Source organism: Parahoeflea halophila, assembly GCF_900220985.1.
In the GTDB taxonomy this organism is placed as follows: Bacteria; Pseudomonadota; Alphaproteobacteria; order Rhizobiales; family Rhizobiaceae; genus Hoeflea; species Hoeflea halophila.
This window is the reverse complement of record NZ_OCPC01000001.1, coordinates 300,892-326,048: the sequence shown is the minus strand read 5'-3', so window position 1 is coordinate 326,048 and position 25,157 is coordinate 300,892. Positions and strand designations below refer to the sequence as shown.

The 25,157-nt window shown below is 62.2% G+C and carries 20 protein-coding genes; 12 read left to right on the top strand and 8 right to left on the bottom strand.

Annotated elements, in window-relative coordinates; genetic code table 11:
- Positions 1-4: 4 nt before the first annotated feature.
- The 3 genes from CRO46_RS01590 to CRO46_RS01580 all read left to right on the top strand — a co-directional run bounded on the left by CRO46_RS01590 (position 5) and on the right by CRO46_RS01580 (position 2,915).
- Positions 5-871, top strand: a complete 867-nt coding sequence (locus CRO46_RS01590) for an ABC transporter ATP-binding protein (RefSeq protein ID WP_244577740.1) — start codon at positions 5-7, stop codon at positions 869-871.
- Complete coding sequence (locus CRO46_RS01585; protein WP_097104376.1) at positions 871-2,241, top strand: MlaD family protein; 1,371 nt, start codon at positions 871-873, stop codon at positions 2,239-2,241. The genes CRO46_RS01590 and CRO46_RS01585 overlap by 1 nt, the downstream gene beginning before the upstream one ends.
- Before the next feature lie 113 nt (positions 2,242-2,354).
- Entirely contained in the window at positions 2,355-2,915 is a 561-nt protein-coding gene (locus CRO46_RS01580; RefSeq protein WP_097104374.1) for an ABC-type transport auxiliary lipoprotein family protein, read from the top strand.
- A 60-nt stretch (positions 2,916-2,975) separates the two neighbouring features.
- Here CRO46_RS01580 and CRO46_RS01575 read toward each other — a convergent pair whose 3' ends face one another.
- Complete coding sequence (locus CRO46_RS01575; RefSeq protein ID WP_097104372.1) at positions 2,976-3,254, bottom strand: hypothetical protein; 279 nt, start codon at positions 3,252-3,254, stop codon at positions 2,976-2,978.
- Between the two features lie 279 nt (positions 3,255-3,533).
- Positions 3,534-9,002, bottom strand: a complete 5,469-nt coding sequence (locus CRO46_RS01570) for an apolipoprotein A-IV repeat region-like domain-containing protein (protein ID WP_097104370.1) — start codon at positions 9,000-9,002, stop codon at positions 3,534-3,536.
- 375 nt (positions 9,003-9,377) lie between these two features.
- Here CRO46_RS01570 and CRO46_RS01565 point away from each other — a divergent pair, with 375 nt between their 5' ends.
- The 3 genes from CRO46_RS01565 (at position 9,378) to CRO46_RS01555 (ending at position 11,263) form a co-directional block, all read left to right on the top strand.
- On the top strand, positions 9,378-9,746 hold the full coding sequence (locus CRO46_RS01565) for an Hpt domain-containing protein (RefSeq protein ID WP_097104368.1): 369 nt from the start codon (positions 9,378-9,380) through the stop codon (positions 9,744-9,746).
- Between the two features lie 143 nt (positions 9,747-9,889).
- Positions 9,890-10,210, top strand: coding sequence for a 2Fe-2S iron-sulfur cluster-binding protein (locus CRO46_RS01560; protein WP_097104366.1), 321 nt, complete (start codon positions 9,890-9,892; stop codon positions 10,208-10,210).
- Positions 10,211-10,237: 27 nt separating this feature from the next.
- The gene (locus CRO46_RS01555; RefSeq protein ID WP_097104364.1) at positions 10,238-11,263 is read left to right on the top strand and encodes an NAD(P)/FAD-dependent oxidoreductase; all 1,026 of its coding nucleotides are present in this window, start codon (positions 10,238-10,240) and stop codon (positions 11,261-11,263) included.
- A 508-nt stretch (positions 11,264-11,771) separates the two neighbouring features.
- Here CRO46_RS01555 and CRO46_RS01545 read toward each other — a convergent pair.
- Positions 11,772-12,491 carry a DUF922 domain-containing Zn-dependent protease gene (locus CRO46_RS01545; protein WP_097104361.1) on the bottom strand — a complete coding sequence of 240 codons (720 nt, stop codon included), beginning with the start codon at positions 12,489-12,491 and terminating at the stop codon, positions 11,772-11,774.
- Between the two features lie 106 nt (positions 12,492-12,597).
- On the opposite strand from CRO46_RS01545, the gene folP reads away from it, so the two are divergent.
- The 3 genes from folP to folK are packed head-to-tail and all read left to right on the top strand — an operon-like array spanning position 12,598 to position 14,360.
- Positions 12,598-13,476 carry a dihydropteroate synthase gene (folP, locus tag CRO46_RS01540; protein ID WP_097104359.1) on the top strand — a complete coding sequence of 293 codons (879 nt, stop codon included), beginning with the start codon at positions 12,598-12,600 and terminating at the stop codon, positions 13,474-13,476.
- On the top strand, positions 13,469-13,837 hold the full coding sequence (folB, locus tag CRO46_RS01535; protein ID WP_097104356.1) for a dihydroneopterin aldolase: 369 nt from the start codon (positions 13,469-13,471) through the stop codon (positions 13,835-13,837). The genes folP and folB overlap by 8 nt, the downstream gene beginning before the upstream one ends.
- A complete protein-coding gene (gene folK, locus CRO46_RS01530; protein ID WP_425479230.1) occupies positions 13,827-14,360 on the top strand; it encodes a 2-amino-4-hydroxy-6-hydroxymethyldihydropteridine diphosphokinase in 534 nt (177 codons plus the stop codon). The genes folB and folK overlap by 11 nt, the downstream gene beginning before the upstream one ends.
- Positions 14,361-14,539: 179 nt before the next feature.
- Here folK and CRO46_RS01525 read toward each other — a convergent pair whose 3' ends face one another.
- From CRO46_RS01525 to CRO46_RS01510, 4 genes are all read right to left on the bottom strand, one after another.
- Complete coding sequence (locus CRO46_RS01525) at positions 14,540-15,079, bottom strand: hypothetical protein (protein ID WP_097104351.1); 540 nt, start codon at positions 15,077-15,079, stop codon at positions 14,540-14,542.
- 97 nt (positions 15,080-15,176) lie between these two features.
- A complete protein-coding gene (locus tag CRO46_RS01520) occupies positions 15,177-16,298 on the bottom strand; it encodes a YcjF family protein (protein ID WP_097104348.1) in 1,122 nt (373 codons plus the stop codon).
- Positions 16,295-17,767 (bottom strand): YcjX family GTP-binding protein, encoded by a 1,473-nt coding sequence (locus CRO46_RS01515; protein ID WP_097104346.1) that lies wholly within the window; start codon positions 17,765-17,767, stop codon positions 16,295-16,297. Before CRO46_RS01515 ends, CRO46_RS01520 begins: the two co-directional genes overlap by 4 nt.
- Before the next feature lie 91 nt (positions 17,768-17,858).
- Positions 17,859-18,392 (bottom strand): SixA phosphatase family protein, encoded by a 534-nt coding sequence (locus CRO46_RS01510; RefSeq protein WP_097104343.1) that lies wholly within the window; start codon positions 18,390-18,392, stop codon positions 17,859-17,861.
- A gap of 292 nt (positions 18,393-18,684) precedes the next feature.
- Here CRO46_RS01510 and dksA point away from each other — a divergent pair, with 292 nt between their 5' ends.
- Both dksA and CRO46_RS01500 read left to right on the top strand, forming a co-directional pair.
- The gene (gene dksA, locus CRO46_RS01505) at positions 18,685-19,104 is read left to right on the top strand and encodes an RNA polymerase-binding protein DksA (protein WP_097104341.1); all 420 of its coding nucleotides are present in this window, start codon (positions 18,685-18,687) and stop codon (positions 19,102-19,104) included.
- A 311-nt stretch (positions 19,105-19,415) separates the two neighbouring features.
- Positions 19,416-20,711: a hemolysin family protein gene (locus tag CRO46_RS01500; protein ID WP_097104339.1), complete on the top strand. Its 1,296-nt coding sequence runs from the start codon at positions 19,416-19,418 to the stop codon at positions 20,709-20,711.
- A 208-nt stretch (positions 20,712-20,919) separates the two neighbouring features.
- On the opposite strand, the gene CRO46_RS01495 is transcribed toward CRO46_RS01500, so the two are convergent.
- A complete protein-coding gene (locus CRO46_RS01495) occupies positions 20,920-22,113 on the bottom strand; it encodes a flagellar biosynthetic protein FliO (protein ID WP_097104337.1) in 1,194 nt (397 codons plus the stop codon).
- Positions 22,114-22,414: 301 nt separating this feature from the next.
- On the opposite strand from CRO46_RS01495, the gene cckA reads away from it, so the two are divergent.
- A complete protein-coding gene (cckA, locus tag CRO46_RS01490) occupies positions 22,415-25,042 on the top strand; it encodes a cell cycle histidine kinase CckA (protein WP_097106393.1) in 2,628 nt (875 codons plus the stop codon).
- Positions 25,043-25,157 lie beyond the last annotated feature (115 nt).

Below are 25,157 nucleotides of genomic sequence, written 5' to 3'. Positions count from 1 at the left end.
CCTGATGATCCCAACCAGACAGACCGAAAACGGCAAGCGCGAAGTGATCCTGTCCGCCCATGACATCACGGTCGCATTCGGCAACAATGTCGTGCTCGACAATCTCGATCTGGATGTCTATCGGGGCGAGATCCTGGGTTTCGTCGGCGGCTCGGGGACCGGCAAATCGGTGCTGATGCGCTCGATCCTGCGGCTGATCCCACGGCAACACGGCACGATCCGCATTCTTGGCGAAGACTATGACCAGGTCGACGAGGCCAAACGCATCGAACTCGACATGCGGCTCGGGGTGTTGTTCCAGCATGGCGCACTGTTTTCGGCGCTGACGGTGCGCGAGAACATCCAGGTGCCAATGCGTGAGTATCTGGACCTGCCGCGATCGCTGATGGACGAATTGGCGGAACTCAAGGTGGCGATGGTCGGGCTGGCGCCCGATGCGGTGGACAAATATCCCTCGGAACTGTCAGGCGGGATGATCAAGCGGGCGGCGCTGGCGCGGGCACTGGCGCTCGATCCGGACCTGGTTTTTCTGGACGAACCGACATCGGGGCTTGATCCGATCGGTGCGGCAGAGTTCGATGATCTGATCGCGCAGCTGCGCGATACGCTGGGGCTTACGGTCTACATGGTGACCCACGATCTCGACAGCCTGTTTTCCGTCTGCGACCGGGTTGCGGTGCTGGGGCAGAAGCGGGTGTTGGTGGAAGGGACAATCGAAGACATGCTTGAGTTTGACGATCCGTGGGTGCAGTCCTACTTCAAGGGCAAGCGGGCACGGATGATCCCAGACCGGGATTCAGAACAGGCAGCCAAGACACATTATGTTAGCGGCACGCGGTTCCCAAGCGGCCAGAAAAGCGAAACGATCTGATGGAAACGCGGGCCAACTACGCCATAGTCGGTTTTTTCACCCTTGTGGTGATGTTCTCGGCCTTCGGCTTTGTTTACTGGATGGCGCAGTACGGCAATTCGGGCGAGACGGCGCCACTCATCGTGCGCATTCCCGGGTCTGCCAACGGACTGTCCAACGGCTCGCCGGTGCGCTTCAACGGCATTCCCTACGGCGTGATCCGGCGGATCAGCATCGATCCGGACAGCCCCGACTTCGTCATCGCCGAAACCACCGTGCAAGCGGATGCGCCGATCTACACCGACACAAGGGCAGCGCTTGAAATCCAGGGCTTGACCGGATCGGCCTATATCGAATTGCAGGGCGGTTCGCCGAGCAATCCGAACGTGCTGACGCGGGCGCGCGAGCTCAACGAGGTTGCGGTCATCGAGGCTGACCCATCCGGGGTGACCAACCTCCTGGCAACAGCGGACGACATTCTCACCCGTGCCAACCGGGTGATCGGTGAGGTCGAGGGTTTCGTCAGGGATGCGCGGTCGCCGTTGACCGAAACCCTGAAGAACACGGAAGTGTTTACCGCCGCCTTGCGCGACAACGCCGATGGAATCGACGGCTTCCTCAAGAGCGTGGGCAATCTGGCCGAGACGGTCAAATCGCTGTCGGGCCGCATCGATACGGCACTGGCCTCGGCGGAGAACCTGCTCAATTCCGTCGATCCGGAGAAGATCGACCGCATTCTCGCCAATGTCGACAAGGTAACTGCCGATGTCGCCAGCGCGTCGGGTGAAATCAGCAAGACACTTGAAAGCTTCGGCGCTGCGGCAGAATCGCTGCAGACATTTGCCGCTGACGCCGGTGCCTCGCTCGACAAGGTCGACAAGGTGATTGCGTCGATCGACCCGGAAAAGGTCGGCCAGACCATGGACAATATCTCACTTGCCAGCGCGGATGCGCGCAAGGCGCTCAATGACGCGCGCGGCGTGGTCGAGACCTTCAGCGCGCGCAAGGACGACTATGATGAGATCATCACCAACGCCCGGGAACTGACCGAGAAGCTCAATGCGGCGTCCGGTCGAGTGGATGGTGTGCTGGCCAAGATCGACGGCTTTCTCGGCGAAGGCGATGCGTCCAACCTGATCGCGGACGCCGAGGCGACGCTGAAATCGTTCCGCGACGTGGCGAATTCGCTCAATGCAAGGGTCGGACCGATTGCCGACAATCTGGAGCGCTTTTCGGGCTCCGGGCTGCGCGAAGTCGAAGCCCTGGTCAACGATGCACGGCGTTCGATCCAGCGCATCGAGGAATCGATCACATCCATCGAGCGAGACCCGCAACGGCTGATTTTCGGTGGAGAAACGGTCAAACAGTATGATGGGCGTAACCGGCGTTGACTCTTGTGTTCCAGCGTCGCAAGACATTGGTTAACGAATTGCCAGGCGGCCCGGGTGTGGTGTCAGGGAGTAGTGTGAGCGTGAAAGCGGGACGTTGTATTGGTGCGTTGGCGATGGCCACACTGCTGTCAGGATGCGGGGGCGGACTCTTGGCCGGTCCGCCGCCGGACACCTACGGGCTTTTCTCTGCGCCGGCGGTTTCCGGCCGGGAGGTTCCCAACCGGCAAATCCTGATCCCCGAGCCAACAGCCCTCAAGGCGCTCGACAGCGAAAAGATCGTCATCCGGCCGTCACCGTTTGCGATCGAGTATCTGGCAGACTCGCAATGGTCCGACCGGCTGCCGAACATCGTTCAGGACAAGCTGGTGCAGGCGTTCGAGAATTCCGGCCGCATCGGCGGCGTCGGACGTCCGGGCGACGGGCTGGCGATCGACTACAAGATCATCACCGCCATCAGGTCCTTTGAAATCAAGGCCGATGCGGGCGAGCAGGCAGTGGTCGAAATCTCGGCAAAACTGCTCAACGACCGCAATGGCGTGGTCGTAGCGAGCGAAATATTCCGCTCGACGGCGCCGGTTACGGGCAGCGGCAACGCGGCCTATGTCCAGTCGCTGGACCGGGCCTTCGAGGCAGTGGTGCGGGATCTGGTCGCCTGGACCCTGTCGCGCATGTGAGCAGGGCCTGGTCTCACCCGATCGCAGACAGCACCTGATATCACTGTCAGTATCTGTGGCTCAGCATCCGCTGCGCGCTCTGCTGCCTTGCTGCGGGCTCGGAGCAGTTGCCGGGGCGCGCAGGTCTCCGGCCGTCATGATGACCAGAAGCGCCAGGATGCCGATCGCTGCCAGCACGGCCGGGACGATCAAGGCAGGATAGCCGAACAGCCAGATCGCGCTCAGCCACAGCAGAGCGAGATTGACGACGAACATCGGCTTCTCGGTGACGCCGTTGCGCCAGGCTGCCCAGGCGAGAATGCCGATCAGTGCCACGTATGTCAGTAGTGCCGATGCCATGGGCCGCCTTCCTTTCGTTTGAGCTGCCGGATGCCGATCTCTTCCGGCCGGCAAGCACCGGGAGCTGGAGCGCTCAAGGTAGGCCGGTATTCCACAGCGTGCAGCACGGCGAAACGACGCTTCGGGTGCACAACCGTGTTGACCTGAGGGTCCTGGCCGCACTCGAGAGAAATCCGGGGCGACGCGTGGTTGTGGGTGACTTTGGAGATCTTCAAAAGGAAAACCCCGCTCGAAGGCGGGGTTTTCGTGTGGGTATCGGCCCTTTTTCCGACCTTGGTCTCAGTCCTTGCCGAAGCGGCCACTGGCGTGGGCCAGCATGGTGTAGACCTTGCCTGTGTCCGAAGTCAGATAGGTCTGGGTCATCATGTTGTCGCGGTCATTGCGTGCGACATCGGACAGCAGCTTTTCGAAATCGGAAATGTAGCGGTCCACGGCGTCGCGGAACTCCGGTTCGCGGCCATACTTGTTCTTGATTTCTTCAAAGGTCTGCTGGCCCTTCAGCGTGTAGAGCCTGCGGGTGAAGACATCGCGTTCGCCACGCTGGTAGCGCCGCCAGAGGTCGACGGAAGCGTCGTGATCGATGGCGCGGGCAATGTCGACGGACAGCGAATTCAGCGATTCGACGACATGGCGCGGATTGCGCTCAGGGGCTTTGCTGGCCACCGGTGCGGGGGCTGCTGCCTGTTCCTCGCGGGAGGCGCCACGCAGCAGGTCGCTGACCCAGCCATCACTCTTTGACGGAGCTGTGCCCGCGGGCTCGAGGCTGCCTCGCAGAGGCGCCCGCTGGGCCTGGGGCTCCGGACGAGGCGCCGGCGCAGGCTCACGGCGTGGCGCGCGCTGCGGAGCAGGCTGGGCCTGGGCCGCCGCACGCGGGGCAGCGCGCGATTCCGGCTCGGAGACTTCGGTGCGATAGCCGGACTGGCCGACGATCTGGGAGAGCTCCTGCAGCGCCTTGATCTGATCGGAGACCGCGCGGCGCATGGCGGCCGCACTTTCGCGGGTTTCCTCGGGCAGGTCGAAGGCTCCGCGCTTGAGTTCGCCCCTGGTGTCTTCCAGCTCCTTGCGGATGCTGTTTGCCGACTGGCGGATTTCCTCGGTTGCATCGGAGAAGCGGGCGATCGCATCCTCGATCGCATGCTTGACGCTTTCGCGCATCGAACCGGCCGCAGTCTGAGCGCGGTTCTCGGTCTCGCTGAGCAGCTTGTCGGCTTCGCTGACGGCTTCACCCACCGTCTGGCGCACCGAACCGGCTGCCGCCTGGGCCCGCGTTTCGGTCTTGCCGAGCAGCTTGTCGGCGTCTTCGACCGCCTCGCGGATGCTTTCGCGCATCAGACCGGCAGCGACGTTGGCCCGATCCTCGGTTTCACCCATCAGCTTGCCGGCATTTTCCGCAGCGCTGCGCAGGCCACCCTCAAGACGCATGGCCGTGCGTTTGGACAGGTCCTCAGCGCCGGCGAAGGCCTTCTCGATAATGCTTTCAAGCGAGTGCATCGTCTGCTCGATCTGTTCCGACCGGCTGACCAGTCCGACGGACAGCGACTGCAGCGCCTCGCGGCGCTCTTCCAGCGTCGTGGCAAGGTTGGACTGGGCCGCGCCGAGCAGATCGGACGCCGATGCCAGCACCTTGGAATGATCGTCGAAACGGCCGGCAATCGAGCCAACCTGGCTCAGCGTGCGGCTGGAAATGTCGGTCAGGCGTTCGACCTTGCCGTCGAGAAGGCGGGCCGAGCCGGAGATCAGTTCGGCAGCGCGGTCGGTGGTTTCGGCAATCGCGCCAGAGGTTTGCGACAGCTGAGAATTGGCAGCGCCAAGCGTGCTTGCGGCCTTGGCGATGACGCCCGAGATTTCCTCGTTGCTGGCGCCAAGCCGTTCGAGAAGGTCGCCGACATTGCCGCTCAGGCTCTTGTTGACGTTTTCCAGAGCCGACAAGGTCTCGCTGGTGCGGCTGGTGATGGCGTTGATCAGAGCCGCATTCTCGGCGCGTAGACGGTCTGTCGAGGTCTGCGTGACCTCGCTTAGACGATTGGCGAATTCCTCACCGCTAGCGGCGTAGCGGTCGACCAGTGGGCGGGCCTGCTCGTCGATGACGCGCGAGAGCTCTGCCGAACGGCTTGCCAGCATGGAATTGAGTTCGCGGGTCCGCTCGTCAAGCGTCGAGTGCACCGATGTTGCGCGGACGTCCATTGCCTGCTCGGCTTCGCTCAGGCGCTGGATAATCGAGTTGGCCTTCTCGTCGAGCGCCTCACCGAGCGAGCCGGTCCGGTTGACGAGGCTCTCGCCGGAAGCAGCGAGGCGGGCATCGATGGCGTTTGTCTTTTCGTCGAGGGTGGAGACCAGCTGGTTGGTTCTGCCGTCGAGCGTGGAGACGAATTCGCCGGTCTTGCTTCCGAGGGTGGAGACCAGTTCGCTGGTCTTGCCGTCAAGCGTGGTGACCAGTTCGCTGGTTTTGCCGTCAAGCGTGGTGACAAGCTCGGACGCGGTCTGGCCGAGGCGTTCGGAAATCGTTCCGGTCTCGGATTCAAGACGCGACGCGAGAGCCGCGGCCTGGGCAGCGAAGCGGGCTTCGGTGGCATCGAGTGTTCCGGAAATCGTGTCGGCCTGCCTGCCGACGGTTTCGCCGACACGCTCGACCAGCTCGCTGATGCGGTTGGCCTCGTTGCCGAGATCCGCCGCACCAGCGGAAATCCGGCTGGCGATGTTTTCGGCATGGGCTGCGAGATTGGCGGTGCGCTCATCGACATGGCTGTCAAGCCGTTCGACGAAATTGCGGGCCTGCTCATCCATGCGTCCGGCAAAACCGCTGCTGACCGACTGCAGCGCTTCCCCGGCCTTGAGCGCTTCGCTGTCGAGCTCCTGAGCGGCCTGGGCAACAGCTTCACGCAGCTTTGCGGCCAGACCGGTGGCCTTGCCCTCGATGGTCTTGGAAACGCCTTCGAGGCCGATGCCCAGCATGTTGTTCATGGTGGTAAGGCGTTCGCTGACGTGATCGGTGCCCTTGAGGAAGGTTGCATCGATGCGCTCGGAGGCGGCATTGGTCAGCTCGGTGAAGCGCTGGCCTTCGACATCAAGCGTGGCCACGAGCCTGTCGGAGGCCTGGGCGATGTTCTTCTGGATGTCGCTGGTGCGATCGTTGAGCATGCCATCCATGCCTTCGGCCGCTTCGTTGACGGCAGCGCCGAAGCTGGCGGCACGGGCAGCAAGTTTTGCATCGAGAGATTCGGCGCTTTCTGCAATTGCGCCGAACAGCGCGGTGGAGCGCTCGTCGAGGCTCGAGTCGATGCGCTGGGCACCGGCTTCCAAGGTTTTCTCAAGTGCCTCGGCACGGTTGGCAAGCGTGCTGTCAATCTGTTCGGTGACGTTGCGGGTCGAGGCTTCGACGCGTTCGGCGACAGTGGAGGTGGAGGCTTCCACACGTTCGGCGGCTCCGGAAGTGGAGGCCTCGATGCGCTCGGCGCCGCTGGCCAGTGCCAGTTCCAACGCGTAGGTGCGATCAGAAACGGTTGTCTCCATGCGTCCGGCGATCTCGGAGGCGGATGTTTCGAGCTGCTTTGAACCATTCTCGATAGCAGCTTCAAGCGCCTTGGTCCTGTCCGCAACCGACGAGTCCATGCGCTCGGCGATGGAGGAGGCGGAGGATTCGAAGCGTTCCGCACTGCCTGCGAGGGCTGCTTCGAGCGCTTGGGTGCGATCCGTGACCGTGGAGTCCATCCGGTCGGCGATGGAGGAGGTAGACGTTTCGATGCGCTCGGCGCCGCTGGCAAGTGCCAGTTCGAGTGCCTGGGTGCGGTCGGTGATCGTGGAGTCCATCCGGTCGACGATCGTGGTGGCGGATGTTTCGATGCGCTCGGCGCCGCTGGCGAGCGCCAGCTCGAGTGCCTGGGTGCGATCGCCGATGGTCTCATTCATCCGTTCGGCAAAGCTTGATGCGGTGGTTTCCAGCCGCTCGGCCGCTGAGCTGGATGAAGTTTCGATGCGCTCGGCAAGACCGCTGGCGCTTGCTTCGACCCGTTCGGCAGCACCTGAAGCAGAGGCCTCGATGCGTTCGGCGATATTGGCGGTCGAGCTTTCGATGCGCTCGGCGCCCGAGCCCAGCGCTGCTTCCAGGGCCTGACTGCGGTCGGAGAGGGTTGCGCCGATGCGTTCGAGGCTGGCCGAAAGGATGCTGTCCATCGCGCTGGTGCCGCCGTTGAGCGACTCGTTGATCTGCGACAGGCTCTCGGAGAGCTTGGTGTCGAGATTGCCGGCGCGGCTGTCGAAAGCCGAGGTGAATTCGCCCACGCGCTCGTCGAACACCGAAGTGATGCGCCCCACGGTGGATTCGAGCTTTTCCTCGAAGAAACCGGTACGCAGGTCGAGATCCATGATCGCGTCGTCGGCGCTCGACTTGAGGGCCTGGCGGAAGCTGGAGCCCTTTTCTTCAAGCGAGGTGTTGAGGGCGGCGAGCGTCTCTTCGAGGCCGGTGGAAATGGCCTGCTGGCCGGAGAACAGGCTGTCGGAGATTTCGCGGGTGCGGGCGATGAGGGTTTCGTTGAGCTGGCGGGCGCGTTCGCCGAGTGCGGCGTTGAGCTTCTCGGTGTTGGCGTCGAGCGTCGAAGCCCGGGTTTCGAACTCGGACAGCAGCGCCTTGCCGCGATGGTTGAGCTGCACGTTGAGCATTTCGAGTCGGGTGTCAAACTCGTCGGTGAGTTCGCCGCCGGAGGTCTTGAGGGTCGTGACCAGCGCCTCGGTGCGGCTGTCGAGCATTGTTTCCAGCTCGCGGCTGGTACGGCTTGTGCGTTCCTGCAATGCGGCTGCGCGAATTTCCATGAGCTGGGCGAAGGCTTCGCCGGAGGTCGAGATCCGGGTGGCAATTTCCTCGCTGGCGGTGGTCAATTCCTCCTTCAGCTGCTCATGCGCGCCGGCGATGGAAGCGCGAATACGCTCGGCGTGGCTGACGATGGAATCACGCTCGCTGCCAAGCTCCTGAACCAGGCTGCGGACGCGCATCTCGTTGTCGGAGTAACTGCGCTCGAGGGCGTTGACTTCGGAATGAACCAAGGTTTCGAGCTCGGAGGCACGGGCGATGGTGCGCTCGATGCCTTCGTTCATCGCCGATACCTCGCGGCGGACGGCCTGGCCAACGGTCAGGATGCGGTCACCGGCGACGTTTTCCGGTTCGGCAAGACGGAGTGCCACTTCGGCCATCGAGCGGGCGGCCGAACGCATTTCCCTGGCGCGCGCCATCATGATGGAGAAGGCAAAAAAGACCAGGATCGGGATGACAATGGCAACCAGGAAACCAATGGCAGCAGGCATGGCCAGCAGGTCGGTGACCGATCGGATCTGCCAGATGGCAGGGCCGTAAAGCAGGTTGGCGAGACCTAGTACGCCAACCGTCCACAACAGCGATAGGATTGCGGCATTGCGGATTGCGCCACGGCTCGAGCGGCCTTCGAGCGTGCGTAGCAGACCGGCCGTGGTCTTGCGACTGTCATCATTGGCAGGCGCCATCGGGCCTGCCGGCGTAAACGGCGGCGTTGGGGTACGGGGCGCGGTGTTTCCGCCGGGTGCCGGCCGCGGCGGCTTGGCCGCAGCGCGGGTATTGGCGCCGGCGCTTTTCAGCTCGCGGGCGGCACTGGAGACCTTGTCTTCCAGGTCATCAAGCGAGATATCGCCGAGACCGTCATCGCCCAGATCCATCTTCAAGGCGTCTTCAAGCGCCTCGAAAGTCTGCTCTTCAATGGTCTTGTCCGCTGGTGTCTTACTCATGCCACTCAAGCCTCATTACTAAAGACAGGGTCCGCGCATGTTCCCCGTCATGTCCGCACGCCCGGAGCCGCGCAACTGGCTCCCTGGTACGCGCGACGGGACCCGGAAAACAGCATTCGGGTCCCATAATCTATCGATTTAGTGACACACACAGCGCTAATTCACAAATGAAAGCGGTAAGATGGCCCCAGCATCCACTGGTTTTTAGCGCTGGCCTGTCTCAAAAAGAGGCACAAAGTTCAATGAAACGCCATGTTTACGAGCCGTTAACCATACCAGCAGATTTTTCATTCACCATAGCGCAGTCGTTTACCTGATGTAGAGACGTTTGCGCGACCATCATCCTAACAATTGACGACATAAAGGAGCCCCGCCATGGCGGCACTTGGTATCGCGTTTGAAGCCCAGGAACTCAGCGTCCAGCCGCGTCCTTCCGGCGGGCGGCCCATCGACCTTGTACATCTGGCACGCCAGACAGGCGGTGACAAGTCTCTCGAGACCGAGGTGCTGGCCCTGTTTGCCCGGCAGGCCCGGCAGGCGGTAACCCAGATTGGCGAGCTTGAAAAAGAGGCACGCTCGGAACTCGCACACAAGATAGCCGGTGCCGCCAAGGGTGTCGGGGCTTCCGACGTGGCGCGCTGTGCTTGCTTGCTGGAGAACGAGCCGGGTAATTCCGCAGCGGTCGCGGCCTTCACCAAGGCAGTGGTCGAGGCCGACAGCTTCATCGTAGGGTTAATGCGATAAGGATTTGCGACAAATCAGCCGTTAATCCGCCAAATTGGAAAACCATGCCGCGAATCGCTGTCGCGGCGTGGTTTTCATTCTTGCCTCACACAGTCCAGCGTGTATGAAAGCCTCATATCCCAGAGACTGTAGCAGAGGCCGTAATGACCAAAATCACCCTCGTCGCTTTCGACGGCACGCGTTTTGACGTTGATGCCGAAAACGGCTCGACCGTCATGGAAAACGCGGTTCGCAATTCCGTGCCGGGGATCGAAGCCGAATGCGGGGGCGCTTGCGCCTGTGCCACCTGCCATGTCCACGTCGATGAACAGTGGGCCGAGACTGTCGGTGCGCCTGAGCCGATGGAAGAGGACATGCTCGATTTCGCTTTCGACGTGCGTCCGACCTCGCGGCTGTCTTGCCAGATAAAGGTTCGTGACGACCTCGAGGGGCTTGTGGTGCACGTGCCCGAGCGCCAGGCCTGATTCTCCTTCTTATTCCGGATTAATGCGATGACTACGCCGATTGAAACCGATGTTGTGATTATTGGTGCCGGGCCGGTTGGCCTGTTTGCCGTGTTCGAACTTGGCCTTTACGATCTCAAATGCCATCTGATCGACATTCTCGACCGCCCGGGCGGCCAGTGCGCCGAGCTTTACCCGGAGAAGCCGATCTATGATATTCCGGCCTGGCCGGAGATTTCGGGACAGGCGCTGACCGATCGTCTGATGGAGCAGATCGCACCGTTTTCGCCCCAATTTCACTTCAACAGGATGGTTGCCGGTTTCCGCAAGCTCGACAATGGCCGCTTCGAGGTCGAAACCGACGAGGGCGAGCTGTTTCATGCCCATGCGGTGGTGATTGCAGCGGGCGGCGGATCGTTCCAGCCAAAGCGGCCGCCGGTTCCCGGAATCGAGGCCTATGAGGGCTCGAGTGTGTTTTACTCGGTGCGCCGGATGGAAGAGTTCCGCGACAAGGACCTGCTGATTGTCGGCGGCGGCGATTCGGCGCTGGACTGGACGCTCAACCTGCAGCCGGTGGCCAAATCTGTGACGCTGGTTCATCGCCGTCCCGATTTCCGTGCAGCCCCCGACAGCGTCAACAAGATGTTTGCGATGCGTGAAGAGGGCAAGATCAACTTCGAAGTCGGGCAGGTGACCGGACTGAAGGGTGCCAACGGGCAGCTCGAAGCCGCCACCATCAAGGGGCCGGACGGGGAAGTCGAGATCGCCTGCAATCGCATGCTGCCGTTCTTTGGCCTCACCATGAAGCTCGGTCCGATCGCCGACTGGGGCCTGAATCTCAACGAGAATCTGATCACCGTCGACACCGAGAAGTTCGAAACCAGCATTCCGGGGGTCTTCGCAATCGGCGACATCAACTGGTATCCGGGCAAGCTGAAGCTGATCCTGTCGGGCTTCCACGAGGCGGCGCTGATGACCCAGGCGGTCAAGCGCATCGCGCATCCGGACCAGAAGCTGGTGTTCCAGTACACCACATCCTCGACCAGCCTGCAGAAGAAGCTCGGCGTCCAGTAGCAAGTTCTTTCAAGTATATCGTTGGGAGTAGCTAGAAAAAGGACCCCGCTTTCCGCTGTCCGGAAAGCGGGGCCAACAGGCGCTTCGGTGTCAAGCCTGACGTGGGAGGACCATCAGGCGGCATCCATGCGCCGGGGAACCCGAATCAATCGCTCAAATCTGTCCCTTAACTGACATCTTATATGGAGTTGCTTGCCCGAATATTGCCAGTAATGCAGGGTGGAAACTTGGGGTGTCTGTAGTAATGGCAGTGTAACTGTCTGTTTTTGTTTCCAGATAATCGAACATTCACTGGTGGCTGCCGCCGTGAATTCCCGCCGGATTGTGGAAAAACTTGTCCGCAGCGGCGATTTTTGACGAGCGCTCCGGCGCCGCACGCGTCACATGCTTCATGATGTGGCGGGCGAAGCCAAGTCCATTCCGAATCGGTTGTTTGAGCGGGGCCGTGACGGGCGGAAGTGCTAGCCGCATCCGGGATCCGCAAGGCAGCTCGACCGCTGCAGTTCAGCTAGCTGCGGTTGTTCTGCTTTTCCGCCCTGAAACGCAGCATTCTGAGCATGCGGCGTTCGAATGCTGCGGCCTCGACGCGGTCAAACCTCTGCTGATCGGCAGCGTGTTCCTCGATGATCTTGTTGCTGGTGGCCTCGACCTTGGCTTCCATCAGTTTGCAGTCGCGCTCGGGATGCAGTGCTTCAAGCGTCTTTTCGAGCTTGCGGGCATATTGCCGGGCGATTTCGGCGTGGCGTTCCTCGTGACGCTTGATGTCGGATGACAGCGTGTCCCAGACCAATACCGTTTCCCGGTCGGCCCGGTTACGGTCTTTCCAGCGCGGCAGGGTCAGGTGGGTCTCGAGCGTGACTTTGGCATTGGTGACATGGCACATGGATCCCGCCATGGCTAAGTGCGGAGCGCCGGAAATCAGCGCGACCAGGCCGTCGAGCAGGGAGAGCGGAAACGGTTTGCGAGCGCTGCAATCTGCGCAATCGCCCTTGCCCACGAGCTTGTAATCGACCGAGCCCCCCAGGTTGATCCTGGTCGCGCCGGGATGCCTAATGCCGGTCTGGTCGAGCATCGGACCGTTTCTTGAAAGTTCGCGCTCCAGATCCGCGCCTGTCAGGCCCTGGATATCGAAATAGGAATAGGTCTTGGTGATGACCGGCGCGGAGGCACTGGTAACCGCCGATGCGCACAGCAACAAAGCCATCAGGACAAGGCGGAGACGGCGCATACAATACTCCCGGTCAGAAACACTATGGTGGAACTTGCGTCATGGAGCCGGCTCATGCAACAGGAACCGGTAACCATATTGCCACAGGTCCGGGGATAACACCGCCATGCAATTGCCGCCCGACAGCGTCTTTGATGCCACAGAATTGCGGCTTGGTCGTGACCGGATGATGGAACTCGGACCGCGGTCGCGTCTGATGGGCATAGTCAACGTGACGCCGGATTCGTTTTCCGATGGCGGCCTGCATGACAGCGCGGATGCTGCGGTCAATGCCGCACTCATGATGGTGGGCGAGGGGGCTGACATCATCGATATCGGTGGCGAATCGACCCGTCCCGGGGCGGATCCGGTCACGGCGCTCGAAGAGCAGCGCAGGATTTTGCCAGTGATTGAAGCCCTGAGCGGGCGAGACGATGTCCTGATCTCGGTCGACACCTGGCGGGCGGAGACGGCGCGGCTTGCGCTCGCCGCCGGCGCGCACCTGATCAACGATGTCTGGGGTCTGCAGCGCGACGCCGGGATGGCAGAGGTGATTGCCGGTGCCGGTGCCGCGGTGGCGATCATGCATACGGGCCGTGAGCGCGTCTGCTTGCCTGATCTCGTCGAGGATCAGTTTCACTGGTTTGCGACATCTCTGGAGGTTGCACGCAGCGCGGGGATTGCCGATGACCAAATCATCCTTGATCCCGGTTTCGGCTTTGCCAAGGACGCGGACGACAATCTCGAGCTGATGGCGCGGTTCGCGGAACTGCATGCGCTCGGCCTGCCGTTACTGGCGGGCACCTCGCGCAAGCGCTTCATCGGCGGGGTGACCGGGCGCGACGCCGCGGACCGCGATGTCGGCACCGTTGCGACGAGCGTGGCGCTGCGGTTTGCCGGGGCGGCGATGTTCCGGGTCCACAATGTGGCTTTCAACAGGGACGGGCTTGCGATTGCGGACGCGATGGTTCAAAGCAGCCGCGAACAGGAGCCCCGCCATGGCTGACCGCTACACAATCCGCCTTGCCAATTGCGCATTTTTCGCCCGCCATGGCGTCCATGACGAGGAAGAATTCCTCGGGCAGCGTTTCTTTGTCGATGCCGAGCTGGAGGTCGATCCGGGCGACGCGCTTGAGACCGACAACATCGAAGGGACGGTCCATTACGGTATTGCCTTCCAGGTGATCGAGGAGATCGTCACCGGCAAGCGGCGTTACTTGATCGAAGCGCTGGCGATGGACGTGGCAAAGGCGTTGTGCGCCCGTTTCGCGCAGATCCGGGTAGCGCGGATTACCGTGCGCAAGCCAAGTGCGGCGGTGCCGGGTGTGCTCGACCATGTGGAAGTGACGGTCGTGCATCGTGCCTGATCGCAAGACGGACATCGCGGCGATCGGGCTTGGCGGCAATGTCGGCAATCCGCGCCGGACCATGGCCCGCGCGCTCAAACTTCTCGACGCGCGCGACGACATCACGATTCGCACGGTGTCGCGGCTCTACCGGACGCCGCCCTGGGGCAAGACCGATCAAGAGTGGTTTCACAATGCCTGCGCGTTGGTGGAGACCACGCTCGATCCGCATGAGCTGCTGAAAGTTTGCCTGGAAATTGAATTGCAGCTCGACCGGGTGCGCACAGATCGCTGGGGGCCGCGGACAATCGATCTCGACGTGTTGCTGCATGGTGACTTCCTGTCCGACCATGCCGACCTGACGGTACCGCATCCGCGGATGACGGAGCGGGCCTTCGTGATGGTGCCGCTGGCAGACATCGCGCCGCAGGCGGTGATCAATCTGCAGAGCGTTGCGGACTGGTCGAGCGAAGTGGATTCGGAAGGCATCGAAGCGCTGAGCAAGTCGGGCGACTGGTGGCGCGAACCGGAGCAGGGGGCCTGAAGAGCCATCACAGCCCCGACCGCTGTTGAATGACGGCGCAAGGAACCGGTCAGGCGGCGCGCTGTTCCTGCCCTGGATTTCACACGTTTATGACACAAACGCAATCGCCACTCCCGCAAGTGCAGCGGAAAACAATACCATTATGCTGTTCTGGAAAGGGGCTTTGCAGCTTGGGCCGTTCAGCGCAGGAGGCCGGAGGCGAGCTTGCGTGCGTCCCGCTTCAGCGTCATGCCGATCACCGGAACCATTTCCGTGCCGACCTTGACCGAAATGGTGACATTCATGGTCTGCTCGTCATGCAGACGGGCAATCATCGCACCGTCGAGCGTCTTGCGGTTGATGCCCATGATGGCGCGGTCGCGGGTGACCTTGCCGGAGACGATGTCGAGGCCCTCACCGGCGGAACCGTCCAGGAATTTGCCAGTATAGGTTTTTCCCTTGCGGGTAATCAGGGCCGACATTTTCTGATTGAAGACGCCTACGCGGCAGTAACCGTCCAGCGAGATGCCGGCGGCCTTGCCGTCGACCGGATCGCCGGAGAGATTGCAGACGAATTTCGTCCCCTTGTACTTTCCGGCAACGATTTCGCCCGGACCCTTCCATTCGCCTGCCACTGATTCGAAGAAAACGGTGTCCCGGTCACGCGCATGCGACGGGGCAGCGGAGGACAGGGCGATGGCCGCAAGACACAGAGGAATGATGCGAAACTTCGAGAACATGGTCACACCTGTTGCGGCTGGAAGGGAAGCCCGACACTGACGCAGAATGGTTAACGGATGGTAATCGACCCGACTATATTCACAATTTCAGTGAATTTCATAGCGGTTTGCGGGGCGTTGCTTGTGACTTGTCGGTATTTCCGGCAAAACTCGTGATATCGGCCATGAAATCCCCAATTCCGGGGCGTTTGAGGGCGGAAAATGGCATCGGGCGGCACAGATCCATAGCGGAAATGCCGATCCGCGCCGTCATCAGTCCGTTGATCACGCCTTCTCCGAGGCGGGCCGAGAGTTTTGCCGCCACGCCGTGGCCGACGACCTGCTGGATCAGGCTGTCACCGGCGGCGATGGTGCCAGTCACCGCCAGATGCGCGATCACATCGCGGAACAGGCGGATCATGCCGATGGTGCCGGGGCGACCGCCGTAGAGTTCGGCGAGCGCACGGATCAGCCGCACCGCCTCGAAACCGACATAGGCGAGATCGACAATGGCGCGGGGACTGACGGCCGTCACCACCGAGACCCGCTTGGCGGAGTTGACGGTGAGCAACCGCGCCTGCCGGTCGAGCGAGGCCATCAGTTCGCGCTCGGCAAAGGCAAGGAATTGAGGGCCATCGACGATTTCGCCATCGAGCGCCTTGAGGTTCCGGCGGCCCCGCGCCGTGAGCGGGTTGGCCGACACAAGGCTCGAGACTTCGGCCGTGAGTGCCCTGGCTTCTTTTGCGGTTGCGGTTTTTGACTTTACCGCGACCGCCTCGCGCAGACCGGCGACCTTGGCCAGCCGGCGGATGCCGAGGATTTCCTTGACGACGAGCACGATCAGAGCCAGAGCGGCACCTGCGGCAGCGGCGCTGGCGACCCAGCCGAGCCAAGGGACGCGTTCGAACAGGCTGCGGATCAGGCTGTCGGTCCAGATACCAAGCGCCAGCGCCAGAAGCAGGCCGAGGCTTGCCATCAGCACTTTGCCGGCAGTCATGCGCCTGGGGCGGGCGGTGGCCGGTGGCGGGGTCAGCGCCTCGAGCTCGGAGGGCTCGGCAGCGAAGGGATCATCCTGCGCCATGGTGAGCGAGGCATTGACCGGTATGGCTGCAGGCTTCCGCGGCCTTTCCCCTGGCCCTTTCTGCGGCTCCGGCTTTTCGGAGGAAGGTTTTGCCGCAGGATCGTCCACGCGGAAGGAGCGGGGTTTGCGGGGCGCGGCGCCGGGATCGCGTTCACTCATGCCAGACGGTCTCCCAGCAGATAGTCCATGGCCCGGTCGAGCCTGATATGGGGCAAGGACAGCTTGATGCCGGTGTCGCTTTCCTCGATCAGCGGCGGGCGGAATCGGACGATGTTGATCTCCGGAAGATTCGGTTGAGAACTTGAGTCAACTGCCTTGAAGAAGGAATCAGGTTTTCTCGGCAAGTCGCCGGGAAATATCGCTGTTTTGCGGTTTCCGTCGAACAGCTCGCCGCCAATGCGCTCGCCCTCCAGCGGCGTGCCGACAATCACTGGAAGCTCTTCGCCGTCCTGTTTCACCGTGGCTTCACGCGTCGCCCTGACCGCCGCCAGAGCCAGCACTTCGATATCGGCGCCGGAGGAGCCGATATTGCTCGAGGCGCGCTCGACAATGCGGCGGGCGATTGCCTCGAGCCGGTCATGGCTCTCATGGTGCAGATGGTCGGCCTTGGTGGCGGCAATCAGCACCTTGTCGATGCGGCGCGAGACCAGATTGGTCAGCAGATTGCTGCTGCCGGGCCGGAAGCAGGACAGCACGTCAGAAAGCGCGCGCTCGAGATCGATCACCGCCTCGCGGCCGGCATTCATCGCCTGCATGGCATCAATCAGCACGATCTGCCGATCCAGCCGTGCGACATGCTCGCGGAAGAAGGGTTTGACCACCACCGACTTGTAGCTCTCGAAGCGCCGCTCCATCATCGCCATCAGCGAGCCTTTGGGGGCGGCCGTTTCGGGGAGGTTGGGCAGCGGCGCAAAGGTAAGCGCGGGGGAGCCGTCGAGGTCTCCGGGCATCAGAAAACGGCCCGGCGGAAGCGTGGAAAGCGCGCGCTCGTCCTTCTTGCAGGCCCTGAGATAGTCGGTGAAGAGCCGTGCCAGTTCGCGTGCATCGCCTTCATCCGCCGGCTTGAGCGGGTCGATGGATTTGGCCTTCTCCAGCCAGGGGGCAGCGAGGTCGCCACGAACCGTTGACCGGGCAAGCGTGGTGGCATTGAACGAGAACGCCGCGTAGTCCTGCCCGAGCAGGGGAAGGTCGAGCAGCCATTCGCCTGGATAGTCGACAATGTCGAGGCAGAGCCTGCCGCCGGAGAAGAACCGGTTCCAGCCGCTGGCCGATTCGTACTCGATGACCAAGCGCAGTTCGGATATGGCGCGGGTCGAATCGGGCCAGATCCGGTCGGTAAGCATCCGGGACGCGTGATCCTCGTATTGAAAGCGCGGCACGGCGTCGTCAGGCTGGGGCTCGAGAAAGGCGCGGGCGAGGCGGCCCGAATGGGCGGCCTGGAACATCGGCAGACGACCGCCATGCAGCAGATTGTGCACCAGAGCGGTGATGAACACGGTCTTGCCAGCCCGCGACAGCCCGGTGACGCCGAGTCGCAAGGTCGGCTGGATCAGGTTGCTGGCGCGGTCGGTGAGCGTGTCAAAGGCTATCAATGCCTCATCGGTGAATGTGGTAAAGGACGATGACACGTTGAGATCTGCTCCGAATTGCTCATTGAGATATAGGGAGGTGAAGCGGCAATTGAAAGCAGGGCCGGCCGGGTCCGGCGGGCCAGCGCGGTCAGGCGTCGACCGGAGACAGAAGGCCGACAAACCGTGCACCGCCTCTGACGGCGCTGGCGCCGCGGCTGTCGCAATCGAGGATCAGCAGTCCGGCGGTGGGAAAACCGGCGCCGAGCGCGGTTTCGAAGGTCGCAGGATCGTGCTGCAGCAGGGCCTGTGCTGTGTCTTCGAGCATCGGGTTGTGGCCGATGATCATGATCGAGCGGATGGCCTGGTCGTGCGGGGAGGCGATCAGGTCGAGATAGGCATCATGGCTGGCGGCATAGAGCGCATCGCTATGCTCGACGCGCAGTCTGACGCTGCTGAGCGGATCAAGGACAGCAAGGGTCTCGAGGCAACGCCGGGCGGTTGAGCAACAGACCAGATCCGGCTCGAAGGCATTGACCGACAGGGTTGCTGCGAGGCGTGCAGCTTCTTCCCGGCCGCGATCATCGAGCGGGCGGTCGAAATCGCGCATGCCCGGCAAAGGCCATGCGGCGTGCGCGTGACGGACGAGAAAGATGCGCAAATCGGTGTCTGGTGTCAGGTTCATTTCATGAATGTAGCCATTTGCGGCGCTGCTTCAATTCACCAAAAGAACAAATACCAGACGCGGAATCCGGGTGGCTGTCAGCTTTGCGGGTCAGTGCACGGCAACAGCCTAGGGGGCTGGGGTGGTGGTGGTAAATTGCGTCGGTGCCGGCTGTGAAAGTCTGTATATTTCAATTTCCTAAAGCAATTTGACGGTCAGTGTGAAATTGCGGTGACCGGCGACAATACTGCTTGTACCGCTGCGTCCGTCTGGCTATACAGCCCCCCAAAACGGCTTAGCTGGGAGAATCGTTATGAGTGAGGACTTCGATTTTTCCTCCTATGTGCCCTCGGACAGCGAGGATTTCATGAATGCCAAGCAGAAGGCCTATTTCAGGGCTAAACTGATAGAGTGGCGGAATGACATTCTCAAGGAGGCACGCGAGACGCTTGACCATCTCGCGGAGGAAAGTGCCAACCACCCCGATGTGGCCGATCGGGCCTCGTCCGAAACCGACCGGGCGATCGAATTGCGGGCCCGTGATCGTCAACGCAAGCTGATTGGCAAGATCGATGCGGCGCTGATGCGCATTGATGACGGGACCTACGGTTATTGTGAGGAAACCGGTGAGCCGATCAGCCTCAAGCGGCTCGACGCCCGCCCCATTGCGACCTTGTCGATCGAGGCGCAGGAACGCCACGAGCGGCGGGAAAAGGTGTATCGCGACGAGTGATCTGCTTCAGATCTCTCGGGACAGGACTGCAAAACCGGCCATCAGGCCGGTTTTTTTGCATTTTGACAGGTGCCCGTTCTCGCGTTCGGCTTCGACTCCCAGGCGGTTTCCCCGGCGAGATCGGGCGACAGAATTTTCGCGCACGGATTGCTCATATCGGCCTCGGCATCTTATACCGGCAGGATCGACATGTTTGCGCCTGGTGATTGTTCGCCTTCATGCAGGCATGGGAGGATTGGCCGGCTCATCGGCATCCCGGCGCCCGGAACTGTCGCCTTACCGGACGTCCTGACCCAATCAATGGACTTTGCGTGTTTATCGAGATCTCTATCGTCATCGTGCTTATTCTGGTCAACGGCGTACTCGCCATGTCGGAACTGGCCGTGGTCTCATCGCGCCCGGTCCGGCTGAAGCTGCTCGCCGACCAGGGCAGCACGGGAGCGGCGACGGCGCTGCGCCTGGCCGAGGATCCAGGACGGTTCCTATCCACGGTGCAGATCGGCATCACGCTGGTCGGCGTTTTGTCCGGCGCGTTCTCGGGCGCGACATTGGGCGCGCGCTTGGCGGACTGGCTTCAAACCCGGGGCCTTTCGGAAGTGATGGCGGATGCGCTGGGTGTCGGTTCGGTCGTGCTTGCCATCACCTATCTGTCGCTGATCGTGGGCGAACTTGTGCCCAAGCAGATTGCCTTGCGGGCGCCGGAGGCGGTGGCGGCGAAGGTCGCGCCGGCGATGGCGATGCTCTCACGGGTCGCGCTGCCTCTGGTCTGGCTGTTGAATGCATCGGGGAAACTGGTGCTGGCGCTGCTTGGGCAAAGGGGTGAGGCAAACCAGAGGATGACCGACGAGGAGGTCCGCTCGGTGCTGGCCGAAGCACAGAGCGCCGGCGTGATCGAAACAGCGGAATCGGAAATGATATCGGGCGTCATGCGGCTTGCGGACCGCACCGCGCGTGGCCTGATGACGCCGCGCCGGGAGGTTGAGGTGATCGACATCGAGGATGATCTGGCTGATATCCGCGAGCAATTGCGCAACTCCAACCGGACACGCCTTCCGGTCCGAAACGGGCCCACGGACGAGATCATCGGCGTCGTCTTCGTCAAGGATGCGCTGGACGCTTTCCTGCAGGGCGCAAACCTTGATGTACGCAGCCTGATGCGAGATGCCCCGGTGGTATCCGACCGGTCGGGCGCGATGGACGTGATCGGGTCGCTGCGCAAGTCCCCTTCCCACATGGTGCTGGTATATGACGAGTACGGCCATTTCGAAGGTGCGATTTCTTCGGGCGATGTGCTCGAGGCCATCACCGGCGTGTTCCGCGAAGACGCCGAAGAGGAAGCTGCCATTGTGGAGCGGGATGACGGTTCCTTTCTCGTCTCAGGCTGGATGCCGATTGACGAATTTGCCGAGGAAATGGGGTTCTCGCTCGACAAGGATTTCGATTACGAAACGGTGGCCGGTTTCGCCATCGACGAAATGAAACGCCTGCCATCGCTGGGAGAGAGCTTTTCGGCGAAAGGCTGGCGCTTCGAGGTTGTCGATCTTGATGGCCGCCGCATCGACAAGCTACTGGTCAGCAGGGAAGCGAACTCGCCCGACACAGGTTGAGCCGGGAACGATCGCATTGAAAATGGCGGTCACGCACGGCCCATCGCGGGGAAAGGCGACCGCCGCGCGGGAGCCCCGGTGAAGACGCCGATCCTTGACGTAAATGGCGCAATACGCCCATCAATGAAGCCTGTCGCAGCCTGCCAGCTCCATGCCGGAACGCTCCCCGGACCAGCCGTGTCAAGCCGGGGCGCGAGGCGCCCAGCCTTCAGGGCTTGCGCGACAGGTCGCCAAGCAGCCGTTCCATTTCGGCCTCGAGCGAATCCCGCGATTCCTGCGTTTCCGGCTGGACCTCAGGGGCTTCGAGCCGTTCGGCTTCCTCGGGGTCGAGCTGGTGCTCGGTGTAGTGAGCGGTAATCAGGCTGTCTTGGGCGGGTTCGGGCGCCAGATTCTGGGAGAGTTCCGCGGCGAGAACAGTTTCGAAGTCGGATGCGGCAGCCGGGGACTGTTCATTTGCAGCAACCGGTCGGCCGGTGGCCATGCCCGAGCCGGCGGCAGGAGCTGCGGACACTGACGCCGCGACGGGCGTCGCCCGGACCGTTGGGGCGGGGTCCGCGGCAGGTGGCGTCGAGGTCAGTTCCTCAAAGACACTCTCGTCGAAAGTGGGGTCCTCGAAAACCCGGTTTCTGACGGTGTCGAGCACATCGACGGCCTTGGCCTGAACCGTGTCATTGGCAGGTGTGACGGCGCTTGCGGATGCGGCTTGGGCCGGCTCAGGTGTTGACGCTGTCGCTGTTCCTGCCGCTGGCGGCTGCTGAACCGGGGTCTGTGATGGCGTTGGGCGCAGATCATCAACGTCGGTTTCTTCAAAGACCGGCTCCTCGAAGACCCTGTTGCGTGCCGTTTCCAGCAGGTCGGCGGCTTCGCTACGGGTCTCGTCGTCTGCGCTAGCGGCAATGGCAGCCGCAGCCAGCGGTGCAGATCGCGGCTGTTGCCGGTCTTGTGGCGTCAGCGCGGCGCCAGTCCCGGTCGGGCGGTCCGGCCGGTCGACAGGCTGCGGCTCGGCGCGGGCAGGGCGCACGGTTTCGGGTGCCGGCTGCTGTGGCCGTTGCTCACGCTGTTCGCGTTGCTGGGCCTGGGGTTTGGGTTGGGGCTGAGGTGTGGCCGTCATGCCGTGCGGAACGATGCGGCTTTCGATGACAATGTCGGTGGGGCCGCCGATCATGACGAGGTGTTCGACATCATCGCGGCGGATCAGCACAAGGCGGCGGCGGGTGTCTACGGCGGTCGCATCGAGCACCGCAAGCCGCGGCATTCGGTTCTTGCCGCCGCGAATGAAGGTGGACGCGGCACGGTTGCGGATCAGCCAGAAGACGCCGACCAGCGCCAGCAGCGCAATGCCGACAATGGCAATGGCGGTCAGCAATGTGGCACCCTGGCCGTCCATGAGAGTTTCCGGCATCCGGAGTCCTTCCGTTACAGTCACAATGCACAGGCTCAAAAAAGTCTGCGCTGGATCACTGGTTAGAGTGATGATCCGAGTGCATTTGACTTTTTTTCCGCGCACTCCACAAGCTGGGTTTGGCGGTTATCCCGTAAGAGCTCAATTCTGTGGCGAGGGTATGGCCCCGTTGACGAAGCGAGCGTGTTTTTCCCCGGAAAACTGGGCCCGCAAACGCGTTCCCGCCGTGTTTTGGGCTTTCCATCAGCGGCGGAATGTGATCCAAACCGGACGGATCCGCGGCGGGCCGAAAGAGCGATTCATGACAGAGACGACACCTGCGGCCGGAAATCCGGCGGCGCTTGTAGATCGCAGCGCAAAATCACGCTCAGTGTCGAGGCTGGTGTTCCTCGCATTGGTGATGATTGGCGCATCGATCGTGTTTTTCCTGTTCAGGGACCGGCTCAACAACGAATTGATGCTCGTCATTCTCGGTGTTCTTGCCGTGGTCGGGATCTTCTTTCTGGTTTCGACGGTAATTGGCTTTGTCGACATCATGCCGAAGAACAGCGCCGACCCGCTGGCCCGCGCCTTTATCGATACCCATCCGGAAGGCACGCTGGTGACCGACGACAAGGGCAGGGTGGTCTATGCCAACCATGCCTATGGCCAGCTGACCGGATCGACCAGTGCTGCCGACGTGCAGTCGATCGAGGCGATCCTGTCACGCCACCGGGAATCGGCCGAGGCCGTATACCGGCTGACCAATGCCATGCGTGAGGGCAAGGCCGGTCAGGAAGAGTTCCGCATGAGCCAGCCGCTGGGCGCGGCCCAGGACAGCACCGAGGCCGGGCACTGGTACCGGTTGCGCGGCCGTCCGGTTTCCTCGGGCACCAAGGGCGTTAAGGCCGCGACGCTGATGGCATGGCAACTTTCCGACATCAGCCATGAACGCACCGAACAGGAGCTGGTGTTCAAGGAACTGCAGAACGCCATCAACTATCTCGACCATGCGCCGGTGGGCTTTTTCTCCGCCGGCCGCGACGGCGGCATCGTCTATCTCAATGCAACGCTTGCCGACTGGCTGGGGATCGACCTGACCTCGTTTATGGCCGGCAAACTGATGCTGCGGGATCTCGTAGCCGGCGCGGGAATGGCGCTGGTGGAATCGGTGCAGGCCGAGCCAGGGCTGAACCGGACTGCACAGCTCGATCTTGACCTTCTCAAATCCAACGGCCAGAGCCTGCCGGTGCGGCTGGTGCACCGGGTTTCGGCTACCCGCGACGGCTCGCCCGGCGAAAGCCGCACCATCGTCATCAGCCGCGAAGAGGGCGGCGCCGGCGTGCACGACGCAGCCAGCGCCGAGATGCGCTTTACCCGGTTCTTCAACAACACGCCGATGGCCATCGCCTCGGTGGATGGCGACGGCAAGATTCTCAGAACCAATGGTCCGTTCCTGCAGATGTTCAACGGCCTGATCACCCGCGACGACATGGAACGCGGGTCGCTGTTCGAGACGGTGTTGCGCGAAGATGACCGCAAGGGATTCCGGGAGGCGCTCTCCCAGGCAGCGGACAAGCAGGGCGATATCTCGCCGATCGACAGCCGCCGCGCCGACAATGAGGATCGGCATTTCCGCTTTTACGTCAATGCGGTGATCGAGCATTCGGAAGAGGCACCCGAAGAAACCGCGATCATCTACGCGGTGGAAACCACCGAGCAGAAGGCGCTGGAAGCGCAGATGGCGCAGACCCAGAAGATGAATGCAGTGGGCACGCTTGCAGGCGGTATCGCGCATGATTTCAACAATGTGCTGACCGCGATCCTCCTGTCTGCCGATCATCTGCTGATGTCACTGAGGCCCGCCGATTCAAGCTTTGCCGATCTCATCGAGATCAAGCGCAACGCCAACCGGGCTGCGGTGCTGGTGCGGCAGCTGCTCGCGTTCTCGCGCAAGCAGACGATGCGGCCAACGGTGCTGTCGATGACCGATGTGATCGGCGATCTTCGCATGCTGGTCGACCGTCTGATCGGCACCCATGTCAAGCTGGAGCTCGAATTCGGGCGTGACCTGTGGCCGGTGAAGACCGATCTCGGCCAGTTCGAGCAGGTGCTGATCAACCTGGCCGTCAATGCCCGTGACGCCATGCCCGAGGGCGGCACCATCACGGTCAGAACCCGCAATGTCGAGGCGGAGGAAGTCGCGCAGCTCAACTATCGCGGCATGGAAGTGGGCGAATATGTGCTCATCGAGCTTGCGGACCAGGGCACCGGGATTGCGCCCGACGTGATGGAGAAGATCTTCGAGCCGTTCTTCACCACCAAGGACGTGGGCAAGGGCACCGGATTGGGGCTGTCGATGGTCTATGGCATCGTCAAGCAGTCGGGCGGCTACATCTATCCCGAATCCGAAGTCGGCAAGGGCACCACCTTCCGCATTTTCTTGCCGCGCCACCTCGAGGACGAGGCGGAAAAGGCGGCTGCCGCCGCCGAAGCCGAGGCTGCAGCCGGCCGTGCGACCGAAGGTGCGCCTGCCACAGCCAGCAAGGCGGCATCCGACGGTCCCGAGGACCTGACCGGCGGGTCGGCGGTGGTGCTCTTGGTCGAGGACGAGGAAGCGGTGCGCCGTGGCGGCAAGCGCATGCTCGAGGCCCGCGGCTACGAGGTGCACGAGGCAGGCAGCGGCGTCGAGGCGCTGGAAGTGCTGCAGGAACTCGAAGGCAAGGTCGACATCGTCGTCTCCGACGTGGTGATGCCGGAGATGGACGGGCCGACATTGCTCACCGAGCTGCGCAAGGACTATCCGGACATGAAGTTCATCTTCGTCTCGGGCTATGCCGAGGATGCGTTCGCCAAGAACCTGCCCGCCGACGCCAAGTTCGGCTTCCTCGCCAAGCCGTTCTCGCTCAAGCAGCTGGCGACCTCGGTACGCGAGATGCTGGACGCCTGAGGGGGCGGTCGGGGACAGATTGCTTTCCCTCCTGATTCCGGTTGTTCAAACCCGGTGTTTGGCTGAAAGGTAAACGGTCCCCGATTTCACGCTTGGCTCTGCGGCTGGCGATGCC